The following is a 12,721-nucleotide window of genomic DNA, read 5'->3' on the forward strand; positions in this document are numbered from 1 at the left end:
ACTAATGACCAATGACTATCTATATTGGTCTTTTTTGCTGTAAATGAGACGATCTTCAACATGAATAGTATCAATTATCGCCACTACCGCAGCATCTAACGGCCGATGTTCGTTACCAGGAACTTGACGAGCCGCACTACCACGACTGAAAAGTACCCACTCATCTACTCCTGCGCCGACAATATCTGCTGCTACTTCGTACTTTGGCAGGAGGTTCCCTTCTTCATCTACTAATTGCAACAACAGTAGTTTCACACCTCGAAGACTTGGCTCTTTTTGCGTGCTAACTACTGTTCCACGAACTTTAGCAATTTGCATTACAAGTTATGGTCTTCTGCCGAAAGGACGAATGGCGTTTACATTTTCCCGGAATTGTTCTACATCTTCTGTATAACGAATTGGCAGGACGTATTCTAAGTTTTCATGAGGACGGGCAATGATGTGGGTAGATAGAACTTGTCCGCCGTTAACGCGCTTTACTGATTCCACCCCAGCTGCTACTGAGGCTTGGACTTCGGATACATCTCCCCGAACGATGACGGTAACTCGACCGCTACCAATTTTTTCATAGCCTACTAAGGTGACGCGAGCCGCTTTCACCATCGCGTCTGCTGCTTCTACTACTGCGGGAAAGCCTAGCGTTTCTACCATTCCTACTGCAATCGACATTAGTTTTAATCCTTAATGACAGTTTTTAACTCTGGACAACACAAGCACTCAAGAAGGCAACCCCGTTAATCAATTATCTATGGTTGTAATGGGTTTTTTACGTGCGGAACTGTTCTACAGCTTCTGTATACCGAATTGGTAAGACGTATTCCAGGTTTTCATGAGGCCGGGCAATGATGTGGGTTGATACTACCTCACCACCGTTAACTCTTCTGGCTGCTTCTACCCCAGCTGCTACTGAGGCTTGGACTTCTGATACATCCCCTCGCACAATTACTGTGACTCGTGCGCTACCAATTTTTTCATATCCTACTAATGTTACACGAGCGGCTTTCACCATCGCATCAGCAGCTTCTACTACTGCGGGGAAGCCTTTAGTCTCAATCATTCCAACTGCAATTGGCATCGCAGAACTCCTACAAAATTAATCCGATCGGTACTGTGCTTTGAAATTTTTGACGGGGAAGCTCATCTTGAGCTAAGAAAACACTTCCAAATTAAGCATAGGAAAGCTTGGCGTTCCTGGCAATATAAATCACTATAATAGTTTATAATAAAATCGTTTAAGAAAACTTAACAAAAATTAATGCTGTCATTTTGTTAATGAAATTTCACGGATTGCTAGAGCGGCCAATTCAGCTTTATAATTTTTTAATTACATTTGTCAAACTTAGATTAATAAAGTTTGTAATTTCTAATCAAGAGTGGCTACGGCAGTCTAGATGGTTTATCTGAACCGTCTTTCCCGCTTTTATCTTGATTTATCCAAGCATCGGCTAAAAGTTATATAAGTTTTTATAATACCAGCTATAAATTGGCAATGTATAAGTAGGAATTCTCAGGCTACAACTAAACTGTAGTTACGGAATTAAATAATTTTATTCTGTTAGATTCCAATTTTACTACCTGTCTCATGTCAAGCTAATTAGAGAAAATATATTTCAGAAAAGTTGTTTTAAAACGAGGCATTCCATACTGAGTCGTCAAAGGAAATTTAAATGGATCATTTTCTCTACATTACGAGTTGGTTTGTGCCTTTTTATGGTTTAATAGGTGCTATTTTGACTTTGCCTTGGGCAATAGGAATTATTCGCCAAACAGGGCCAAGACCAGCAGCATACCTCAATTTGTTGACAACTATTGTGGCATTTGTCCATAGTCTGTTGATATTTCAAAATATTTGGGATAAAGAACCAGAAACTGTAATTTTTCACTGGTTCCAAGTCGCAGATTTAGATTTATCCTTTGCCTTAGACATTTCCCCTGTAAGTATTGGGGCGACGGTTTTAATTACCGGGTTAAGTTTTTTAGCCCAAACTTATGCTCTAGGCTACATGGAAAAAGACTGGGCCTTGGCGCGGTTTTTTGGGCTATTCGGACTTTTTGAAGCCGCACTGAGTGGTTTAGCCATCAGCGATTCATTATTTCTCAGCTATGCGCTGTTAGAAGTTCTGACTTTGTCTACATATTTGCTGGTAGGATTTTGGTACGCCCAGCCTTTAGTAGTGACAGCCGCGCGAGATGCATTTTGGACAAAACGGGTAGGAGATTTGTTACTGCTAATGGGAGTAGTGACCCTTTCTTGTTTAGCAGGGAGTTTGAACTTTTCTGATTTATATGAATGGGCGCAAACAGCTACCTTAGATCCAGTGACTTCGGCTTTGTTGGGATTGGCGTTAATTGCCGGGCCTGCGGGTAAATGTGCCCAATTTCCCCTACATTTGTGGTTAGACGAAGCAATGGAAGGGCCGAACCCAGCTTCTGTACTGCGGAACTCATTGGTAGTAGCAGGTGGGGCTTACGTGCTGTATAAAATGCAGCCTTTGCTGTTCCTTTCTCCTGTGGCTTTAAATGCCTTGGTAATTATGGGTACGGTGACAGCAATTGGGGCGACTTTAGTTTCCTTAGCGCAAATTGATATTAAGCGGGCACTATCTCATTCTACCAGTGCATACATGGGCTTGGTATTTTTGGCAATGGGGTTACAGCAAGGCGGTGTGGCTTTGATGTTGCTGTTAACTCATGCGATCGCAAAAGCTCTATTATTTATGAGTTCGGGTTCGATTATTTCTACCACCCACACTCAAAATTTAACAGAAATGGGCGGTTTGTGGTCGCGGATGCCAGCTACAACCACGGCCTTTGTTGTTGGTTCGGCGGGGATGGTAACCTTATTACCACTGGGTAGCTTTTGGGCAATGCTAGCTTGGGCTGATGGCTTTGTCAGTATTAGCCCTTGGGTGATTGGGGTTTTAGTCATCGTCAATGGATTGACAGCGTTAAATTTAACCAGGGTATTTAGATATATCTTTTGGGATAAACCGCAACAAAAAACCCGCCGCGCGCCAGAAGTCGGTTGGCAGATGGCTTTCCCGATGGTAACTTTAACCATCCTCACACTGTTACTACCTGTAATGTTGCAGCAATGGTACTTACTACCAGATTGGGAAAGTGTGAATTGGTACGTAGTGGGAATGTTAGTCTCTTCAACCCTGCTAGGTGTAGCTATCGGCGCGACGATGTATTTAGATAAAGCATGGTCGAGGTCGAGAATTTTGGCATGGAGATTTATCCAGGACTTGTTAGGTTATGACTTTTACATTGACCAAGTGTATAAAGTGACCATAGTCAGTGCTGTAGCCATACTATCGAAGATTTCCGCTTGGAGCGATCGCTATTTAATCGATGGCGTAGTCAATTTGGTGGGATTTGCTGCTATCCTGAGCGGACAAGGTTTAAAGTATAGCATTTCTGGACAATCCCAAGGTTATATGTTGACCATTCTCTTCGTCGTCAGCATCCTGGGTTTTTTCATTAGCTGGTCATTAGGACTACTGGATAAGTTACCTTTTTAGTCAATGGTCATTAGAGACGCGATGAATCGCGTCTGTACAATTGTCTCCCTTGTCCTTTTTCCCTTCACCATATCCTTAAGTAGTTCTTTGTATGCTGAGTGCGTTGATTTTAGTACCCTTATTGGGTGCGGCTATAATCGGTTTTTGGCCGCCGGGGATGAATGGTAAAGTATCCCGTGGGCTAGCGCTGCTATCTGCGATTATCGCTTTTGTGTGGTCGATAATTTTAGCAGTTCAATTTAATCCAGGGCTAGTTAATCAACAGTTTGTAGAATTCCTACCTTGGGTAGATGCTTTAGGTTTAAATTACAATCTGGGCGTAGATGGTCTATCCTTGCCGTTGCTAGTGTTAAACGGGTTGTTAACTTGCATTGCCATCTACAGCAGCGATGAATCTCTGCAACGTCCAAGATTGTATTACTCGTTGATATTGCTGTTAAGTGCTGGGGTAACTGGTGCGTTTCTTGCTCAGGATTTACTGCTATTTTTCCTGTTTTACGAAGTTGAACTTATACCCCTGTATCTGTTGATTGCTATTTGGGGTGGAGAAAAGCGGGGTTATGCGGCTACTAAATTCCTGATTTATACAGCAATTTCCGGGATTTTGATTTTAGCGAGTTTCCTCGGTTTAGTTTGGCTGAGTGGTGCTACTAACTTTGCTCTGGCTTCTTTGAATGCCAAGACCCTACCATTAGCAACGCAACTGTTATTATTAGGCGGACTTTTAGTTGGTTTTGGGATTAAGATTCCTCTGGTTCCCTTTCATACATGGTTACCAGATGCCCACGTTGAAGCTTCTACACCAATTTCGGTGCTACTGGCTGGGGTATTGTTGAAATTGGGAACTTATGGCTTATTGCGCTTTGGCATGAACTTGTTACCAGAAGCTTGGAGTTATTTAGCTCCCTGGTTAGCAAGCTGGGCTGTAGTCAGTGTACTGTATGGTGCATCTTGCGCGATCGCCCAAAAAGATATGAAAAAAATGGTGGCTTATAGTTCCATTGGACACATGGGCTATATCCTCTTAGGCGCATCTTCGGCTACACAATTAAGCACTTTAGGCACTGTGATGCAGATGGTCAGCCACGGGTTGATTTCTGCACTTCTGTTTTTACTCGTAGGAGTTGTGTATAAAAAAGCAGGTAGTCGCAACCTAGATGTCATCCGGGGACTGCTAAATCCAGAAAGAGGTATGCCTCTGATTGGTAGTTTAATGGTGTTAGGTGTCATGGCTAGCGCGGGGATACCGGGAATGATTGGATTTATTTCCGAATTTGTCATATTTCGCGGTAGTTTCCCAGTTTACCCGGTGCAAACCTTGTTATGTATGATTGGCACGGGTTTAACAGCAGTTTACTTCTTAATTCTCGTCAATCAAGCCTTTTTTGGGCGCTTATCTGCCCAGGTTATCAATTTACCACGGGTGTATTGGAGCGATCGCCTACCATCGATAGTTCTAGCTGTGGTAATTGTGGTTTTTGGTATCCAACCAGCTTGGTTAGCGCGCTGGAGTGAACCAACAATCACTGCAATGGTGAATCCACAAAATTCTGTAACCACAGTAGCCTTGGATCGAGCAAACAAAAATTAAAATACAGCGATTGGGTTTGTAGTAACGATAATGCAATACTACAAACCCAATCGTCAATTTGGTCAATAATAAATAATGAAACCTTGATAAAAAATCTTTAATTTCATTTTTTTCATAACAAATCGCTAATGACTAAATAACAGTTTTACTTTTTTGGAGCAAACATCATGGTAACTATTCAAAACAAACCCTATAACAACCCCCTAGCTGAATATATAAAGCGCCTACAAACAGGAGAAGCACTACTTGCTGACAGTCCAGAGAATGTTTTAGAAGTAGTTGGAATCCTCAAAAGTTATGGCGTGGTTTTAGATGAATATTCAAAAAATCTGATATATATTGCCGATCATCAATTTCTCGTGTTTTTTCCCTTTTTTAAATACTTCAATGGCGAATTTTCTTGGCAGAAATTATTCCGGCATTGGTGGCACGATCGCATTAATTTTGAGTATGCTGAATATTGTATGAAGTCCATGATGTGGCATGGTGGCGGTGGACTAGATAAATATTTGGATACCAAGGAATTTCAACAAACAGCCCAAGCTGTAATTACGGCTAAATTTAAAAATAATCCCTTCGTTTTAGGAATCAATCAACTGTTTCCTGACTTTTTAATTGAACAGTTGCGAGTCTCTGCATACTACAGTGGTTTGGGGCAATTTTGGCGCGTCATGGCTGATATCTTCTTAAATCTATCAGACCGTTATGACCGAGGCGAAATTAAGACAATTCCCCAAGTTGTAGAACATATTAAAGCAGGTTTGGTTGCAGATGCAACTAGACCAATTACTTATGCAGTCAAAATTGATGGTAAAGTTTACGAATTGCTGCCGAAAAAGGAAGGTTTAACCTTTTTAGCAGACACCGCTATCCCTTATGTTGAAGCTGTTTTCTTCCGGGGAACACCTTTCTCTGGAACAGTTACATACAACGCCCAAGCATATCAAATTCCCCCAGATCAAGCGCGCTTTCAATATGGTGCATTATATGCCGATCCGTTACCAATTGGTAGCGCTGGGATTCCGCCTACTTTATTAATGCAAGATATGCGGCATTATTTACCAGAATATTTGCATGAATTGTATCGTCGCAGTCCTCGCGGTGAAGATGATTTGCGAGTGCAAATATGTATAACTTTCCAAAAATCGATGTTTTGTGTAACCACAGCCGCGATTTTAGGATTGATGCCTTATCCTTTAGATAGTGAAGAGCCATCGGAACAAAAAGCCAATCAAGTATATTTGGAAAAGTGGATGGAACGTTTCCAAACTTCTCGCTTGTTAGATGTTAATCAATAAGCTATTACGTGTTGACTGTTAATAGTAAAAAAGGTGCAAGTTAGCCTTTGACTACGGTTAGGCTAACTCAATTAAAAGCTTAGTAGAGGTTGGGGGAAACCTGCTTTTATAGCTGTAGTCACATAGGTTTGGATATCTTGAAAGTGTAAATACTAGGAATAGCAATAGTTTTACCTTCTGCCTCCTGCCATCTGCCATCTGCCTGCTGCTATAAACAGTACATTTGGTATAATCAGGGAAATTTTAATGATCGAGCGCAGGAATAATTTTCAATGCTTTTTAATCGCTACAAATATCTCGATGTGATTCAGCAGCTAGATCCTGTGAAAGATCATCACCAGATATATACTTTAATGTACGGTTACGAATTTCCTTGGGAAATGACAAGGGCAATGGAAGTGGCTTTAATGCGAACTTATTGTATTCCTAAGATTTCGCAACTATTGGATAAGACAGGGCAATTCTATCACCGTCCACAAAAACGCTACGATGATACAGGCATAATTATCGGAGAAATAGCCAAGTGGGGTTACGATAGCGATCGCGGTAAACAAGCGATGCAAAGAATGAATGCAATTCATTCACGCTTTAAGATTGATAATGCCGATTTTTTATATGCACTCTCTACCTTTATTTACGATCCAATTCGCTGGAATGCAAGTTTTGGTTGGCGCTTGATGTGCGAACAAGAAAAATTAGCAACTTTTTACTTCTGGCGGGAAGTAGGTAAGCGGATGCATATCCAAGATATTCCGGAAACCTATGAAGAATTTGAACGCTATAACAGCGATTACGAAAAAGCTAACTTTCGTTATTCACATACAAATAAACTTGTAGGCGAAGCCACCCGCGATTTATTTTTGAGTTGGTTTCCGGGGTGGATGAGTTTTGCGTTAAAGCCTGCGGTTTATGCCTTACTCGATGATACCATGCTCGATGCTTTTGGGTTTGAATATCCTCACCCATTTTTGCGATCGCTTTTAGCAAATATCCTGAAAATTCGGGCGAGATTATTACGTCTCTTCCCATCACGAAATCAGCCATATTTCTTTATCGATCATCCAATTCGTAGTTATCCCAATGGTTACGATATAGCTAATATAGGCCCAGAACCCAATAAAAAACAGTAAAACTTTGTAAATTTACAAAAAATGCCAAGAAATCTTCCCTTCTCCTTTGCGTCTTTGCGCCTACCCTGCGGGAACGACTCCGTCGAATGCGTGAAAAAAATCTTATAATACTACAAATTCAAATTTAATAACTTAGATATCGCAGGTAATAATTGATTAGCAGTTCTTACCAAAGTCGCTGAACTTGGTAAACCTGCAAGCGTACCTATCAAAATCTTCAGAGAAGTTCTAGCTATCCGCCGCATTCTTCCTTCCTCTGGATATTTCCCCGCTTCAGCTAACGCAATTACCTGCTCTAAAGCCTCTGCTTTATCTTCCGGTTCTAACTCTATATTTGTGACAATTTCTGTTTGCAATTGTTGCAGTAAATCTGCTAATCTAATAGCTTCTGGAGCATCTAAAGTTTGCAATTGGGCAATACTATTACTCAATAAATAAGTAGCATCGGTAACTGTCACTTCGCCTAAATCAATACCTTGATTAATGTGAATACTTTGTTCGCCAATATTAATTGGATGACTAATAATTATGGCATCACTTACCTTTTCTACATATTTACCATTAGTAATCACAAATCTCTCACCACTGCGAGAAATTTTGGTTTCTTCTTGCGCTGCAATTAAAGCTGCTTGAATTACTATATTATCAGGCTGAAGAATTAACGCTTGACGGAATTGTTCTTTAGCCGCTTCAAATCTATCTTGCTCCATTAATTCTTGTCCATAACTCAGCAAAGCTTGGACAAATCCTTCTTTATTACGGATTGGATCGACTTTATAAGCTCTCGCATAAAGTTCTACAGCTGCGTCAAAATCTTTCACATCTATGCAAACTTCCGCTAGTCGAAATAGTGCATCAAAGTGATTGGGATTAATTTGTAATACTTGTTCGTATAGCTGTAGCGCGTTTTCAATATGATTATTTTGATATAATTTTGTTGCTTGTTGATAAATGCGATCGCTTGGTGAATCAAGTTTAGCTAATTCCCAAATTTCTCTGCGCAATGGATACCGTTTAATCAGCCAACGCCGCACTAATTCAACAGTAACTTTGTAATTATTTAAATAATATAATTCTGGTAATCCAGACGTTCCTAATTGCTTAAAAAATCCCCATTCTAGCAAGCGTTCTTCTGCGGTATGAAATGGCTCAGTTAACACCACACCACACTGTACAAGCTGTGTTAAAGGTTCGCCTTTAACTACAGAATTTGTTTGCTGTTGCGCTTGTGCTGCGGCGGAAAACACCACTCTTTCTGCAATCGGTAAGCCATCGCGGAACCATGCTAAACCAGCTTCGCCAATTTCAATCGCTGACTCAACAATATTATCTACATCTTGGCGATTTACTATCCAGCGTTGCTCATCTCTAGCTTGAGAAAATAGGGCAAAACAAATAACTTGTGTAAAATAAGGATGTCCTGCTGATAATTCTAAAATTCTATCAATTGCATCAGCTTGATATGTCAAAATACCCTCAGCAGGTTTGACAATTAATCTTTCTGCACTGTGTCTATCTAAAAGGCCAATTTCTCTATGGGGAGCTTGCCTAAATAAACTGAGTAAATTAGGCATATCATATAATTGTCGCCCCACTACGGGAATAATATAAAGTTCCTTGTGCCAATAAACAATTGACTGAAGACAAGGGAAAAAATGAGAAATTGCCGAATTTTCTTCAGAGTCGCCTAAAACATCAAATTCATCTAGTAATAGAACTAAATTCTTACCTGCTATTAGTTGATAAATTTGCGGTAAGAAGTCGTTGAAAAATATTTGTGCATCTTCAGCTAAATCGCTTTTTGATGGTAGCAAAACTTGGCTTGGAGATAATTCGAGAAAATCAATAATTTCTCTACCTAACTCATGCAAAACTTCACTGAGAGATTTTTGACTTTTACCTTCCAAAGATAAAGGGACAAATAAAAATTCTTCGAGAGTGATGAAGTTAGGAATTTGTGACAATATCGAAGATTTACCAATTCGGCGCTGACCGTGGAGTAAAATTACTTGTGCCTGTTGATTCAGATTATCTTGGATAAAATTAAATAAATCTTCACGGCCAAAAAATAACTCTGGTTCGTAAATTGGGCGACCAATAATGTAAGGATTATCTTCCCAATCGCTTGCAGACACCATTCTCGCCAAACCCTCCCCAGAGGAAGTAATCAGTCTGTAACTTAAGCATAAGGCAGGTGACAATTACTTCTCAAGTAGGGTCACCCCCCAGTTTACGCACAATCCATACTAAAGACTGGACTATATCTTGATGTTGCCATACCCAAGCGATCGCTTTTTTAACTGTATTCGCTTGTTCTCGGCTCATCAAATTGAGAAATACTTTCTCTCTTCCTTCTAGTTGCGCTTCATTGGTATGGTAAATTTCTTGAATTACCCACCATTCCATCATCGATGAGTTAAAAACGTAAACGCTTTTACCTTCTTCAAATGTCCGCAGAATTACACCCCTTTCCTCTAAATCAATTAATTCTCGGCTTCTTTGACTAAAAACTAAATCAATATCCCCTAAAGCATAGCGCGTGTTTCTATTTAAACGCCCTTGCAACCTTACCAGTGCAATTAACATTAACAAAATCTGTTCTTCTTCTGTAGAAAATCTCCAGGTATCGCGGAAATATTGCTCCGTAGCGCTTTCAAAATCTCTGGTAAAAGTTTGCAAATTAGGAGTTTGTCCAGCTTGGATACTGTCATAGAGTAGATAACCAGCATTTTGCAGTAGTGCTGGATGTCCATCTATGATATCTAAAACCCCTGCTCTTAAGTTACTAGAAATGGGTATGTTCAGCCTAGCATTGACTTCATTGGGTGGTAATGGTCTCAGGAGGCGGAAAAGATAATGGTTATACCAAGGTGAACCACCAGGGGTAATTGTTGGGCCTAGTTCATTCAGGCGGCGAAAGGTGGTAACAATAGTTGAGAGATATTTACCTTCATTACTGTGAACTGCTAAATCGCGGAACTCGCTCAAGAAAGTGAGCATTTGCGTTTCCGTGTATTGATCATTAGGGTGAAGCGCTGCATCATAATCATCTAATAACAGTAACAAGAACTTTTCACGCTGCCCAATTTTCCGCAGCATCCGCCGTAAATCACCTTTTTCTACCTTGTCTTCCTGTAATAACTGCTTAATCTCAGTTTGCAGTGCTTCGTCACCTTCAGCTTCATCTTGCAACAAACTGAGGATTTCACGCCAGAAACCAGAGGGAGTAAAAGGACTTATCCCCGTACAGTTCATAGAAATGATGAATGCTTTAGTTGCATCTCGTCCCCGCGCTTGCCAAACTACAGGTGAAGCTAAGTATTTCAATAGGGAAGACTTACCCATACCAGGACTACCATATATAGCCAGGTGAGCGCGGCGAGAAATTTGATCGAAAGCGGTTCTTACTTCAGAATTACGCCCGAAAAAGTAATCTGGAGGTACCGGGCCACCAACATAGAAAGGATTTTGTGACATTTAATGTAATGGGGTCAATAGTCAACAGTCAACAGTCAACAGTCAACGCTGACAGCTTAATTACATTATTAACTCGTTGACGCGTTGGCGAAGCCCACCGAAGGTATCGCATCTTCCTCACGCGATAATCAGCAACCCCATAAACTGTCACTGTGGGAAAGCGTAGCTTCGGGCTACTTAGGTGTTAGTTATTGCGATTGCCGAAGTGGCTATTGTCTTGTCCGAAGCGGCTATTGTCTTGTCCGAAGTGGCTATTGTCTTGTCCGAAGCGGCTATTGTAGTATCCGAAGCGGCTATTGTAGTATCCGAAGCGGCTATTGTAGTATCCAAAGCGGCTATTGTAGTATCCAAAGTGGCTATTGTCTTGTCCGAAGCGGCTATTGCAAAGCTGAAAACCCTTTCCTGTGGTCATAATACTACCTTTGCAGGGGTAAGGGTTGTTTTTTAGTTTAGCAATTGGGCGAGGAAAAGAGCGATCGCACTTCCTCGCTTTACAGTTAGCTAAAAAATGCGATCGCCTTTGCTGTTTACTTAGTTAATACCAAATTAACTGGCTTAACTCCCGCTAAATCTAAAATTTGGGGAATTAAATCTTCTCGCTTTACTGCCATCATGTGTACGCCTTGACACAATTGTTGGGCAATTTGTACTTGTTCGGCAGCAATTTTTACGCCTTCTTCTAGCGGGTGTTTGGCTTTAGCTAACCTATCAATAATGTGCTGGGGAATATTTACCCCAGGAACGCACTTATTAATAAATTGGGCATTTTTTGCCGATTTTAACAGAAAAATTCCGGCTAAAATTGGTTTATTACAGCCTGCAGCTACGCTGTACATAAACTTTTCTAACCTATCAAAGTCTGTAATTAATTGACTTTGAAAAAATTGCGCTCCTGCTTGTAATTTGCGTTCAAAGCGGCTTTGTAAACCTGATAAACTCGCACATTGTGGATCGACGGCTGCACCTACAAATAAATCGAGTGCGCCATCAGTTAAAGGTTGTTCGTTAGCATCAATACCTTGATTAAGTTTGCGAATTAGTTGCAGCAAACGAATAGCTTCTAAATCAAAGACGCCTTTAGCATCTGGGTGATCGCCAGCTTTTACTGGGTCACCTGTTAAAGCTAATATATTATGGATACCTAAAGCATGGGCACCCATGAGGTCTGCTTGTAAACCAATGCGATTGCGATCGCGGCAAGCCATCTGACAAATCGGTTCAATTCCATGTTGTAATAAAATTGCCGAAGCTACCAACGAAGACATCCGCAATACTGCTCGGCTACCATCGGTAACATTGACAGCATGAACCCTCCCCTTAAGAGTCGCCGCCATATCAAGCATGTGTTTTGGATTTCCGCCTTTAGGTGGTGCTACCTCGGCAGTAATTAAAAATTCGCCTGCTTGTGCAGCTTGGCGAAAGCCATTCAAGACTGTCGGATTTTGAGTATCAGACATAACATTCAGAATTTCCAGTTTCTTTCAGGGTAAATCAATTTACCCCTATTGAGATGTTTTATAAAGTAAACCTTAAATTCTTGGTTGCGTTATGGCAATGCTGAACGTATCTATAAATCTCGTGCTTTACAGCTAATTTTCATGCACTCAAAGCCTCAAATCCTATGAATAGCCATAACACCAGGCTACTTTTGAAAATCAGGGAAACCACTAAAAATAGTGGCTTCCTAACTTAATATTTACT

General features: G+C 40.7%; 11 protein-coding genes. 5 read left to right on the plus strand and 6 right to left on the minus strand.

What is annotated here, in order from left to right; genetic code table 11:
* Positions 1–15: 15 nt before the first annotated feature.
* The 3 genes from ccmL to H6G08_RS02455 all read right to left on the minus strand — a co-directional run bounded on the left by ccmL (position 16) and on the right by H6G08_RS02455 (position 1,075).
* A complete protein-coding gene (gene ccmL, locus H6G08_RS02445; RefSeq protein WP_096644007.1) occupies positions 16–318 on the minus strand; it encodes a beta-carboxysome shell vertex protein CcmL in 303 nt (100 codons plus the stop codon).
* A gap of 6 nt (positions 319–324) precedes the next feature.
* Positions 325–669, minus strand: coding sequence for a carbon dioxide-concentrating mechanism protein CcmK (locus H6G08_RS02450; protein WP_010995041.1), 345 nt, complete (start codon positions 667–669; stop codon positions 325–327).
* Between the two features lie 97 nt (positions 670–766).
* On the minus strand, positions 767–1,075 hold the full coding sequence (locus H6G08_RS02455) for a carbon dioxide-concentrating mechanism protein CcmK (RefSeq protein WP_009457333.1): 309 nt from the start codon (positions 1,073–1,075) through the stop codon (positions 767–769).
* Positions 1,076–1,667: 592 nt separating this feature from the next.
* Between H6G08_RS02455 and H6G08_RS02460 the strand changes: the two genes are divergently transcribed.
* The 4 genes from H6G08_RS02460 to H6G08_RS02475 all read left to right on the plus strand — a co-directional run bounded on the left by H6G08_RS02460 (position 1,668) and on the right by H6G08_RS02475 (position 7,543).
* Entirely contained in the window at positions 1,668–3,524 is a 1,857-nt protein-coding gene (locus H6G08_RS02460) for an NAD(P)H-quinone oxidoreductase subunit F (protein WP_190538705.1), read from the plus strand.
* A 91-nt stretch (positions 3,525–3,615) separates the two neighbouring features.
* Positions 3,616–5,115 carry an NADH-quinone oxidoreductase subunit M gene (locus tag H6G08_RS02465; protein ID WP_190538706.1) on the plus strand — a complete coding sequence of 500 codons (1,500 nt, stop codon included), beginning with the start codon at positions 3,616–3,618 and terminating at the stop codon, positions 5,113–5,115.
* Between the two features lie 167 nt (positions 5,116–5,282).
* A complete protein-coding gene (gene cupB, locus H6G08_RS02470) occupies positions 5,283–6,413 on the plus strand; it encodes a CO2 hydration protein CupB (protein ID WP_190538707.1) in 1,131 nt (376 codons plus the stop codon).
* 272 nt (positions 6,414–6,685) lie between these two features.
* Positions 6,686–7,543, plus strand: coding sequence for an oxygenase MpaB family protein (locus H6G08_RS02475; protein WP_190538708.1), 858 nt, complete (start codon positions 6,686–6,688; stop codon positions 7,541–7,543).
* A 110-nt stretch (positions 7,544–7,653) separates the two neighbouring features.
* Here the strand turns inward: H6G08_RS02475 and H6G08_RS02480 are convergent, their stop codons facing one another.
* Positions 7,654–9,681 (minus strand): tetratricopeptide repeat protein, encoded by a 2,028-nt coding sequence (locus H6G08_RS02480; protein WP_190538709.1) that lies wholly within the window; start codon positions 9,679–9,681, stop codon positions 7,654–7,656.
* 70 nt (positions 9,682–9,751) lie between these two features.
* On the minus strand, positions 9,752–11,020 hold the full coding sequence (locus tag H6G08_RS02485; protein ID WP_190538710.1) for an ATP-binding protein: 1,269 nt from the start codon (positions 11,018–11,020) through the stop codon (positions 9,752–9,754).
* A gap of 181 nt (positions 11,021–11,201) precedes the next feature.
* Between H6G08_RS02485 and H6G08_RS02490 the strand changes: the two genes are divergently transcribed.
* The gene (locus tag H6G08_RS02490; protein ID WP_190538711.1) at positions 11,202–11,468 is read left to right on the plus strand and encodes a hypothetical protein; all 267 of its coding nucleotides are present in this window, start codon (positions 11,202–11,204) and stop codon (positions 11,466–11,468) included.
* 79 nt (positions 11,469–11,547) lie between these two features.
* On the opposite strand, the gene H6G08_RS02495 is transcribed toward H6G08_RS02490, so the two are convergent.
* Positions 11,548–12,477, minus strand: coding sequence for a methylenetetrahydrofolate reductase (locus tag H6G08_RS02495; RefSeq protein ID WP_190538712.1), 930 nt, complete (start codon positions 12,475–12,477; stop codon positions 11,548–11,550).
* Between the last annotated feature and the right edge of the window lie 244 nt (positions 12,478–12,721).

Source organism: Calothrix anomala FACHB-343, assembly GCF_014696435.1.
GTDB classification, from domain to species: Bacteria; Cyanobacteriota; Cyanobacteriia; order Cyanobacteriales; family Nostocaceae; genus Aulosira; species Aulosira anomala_A.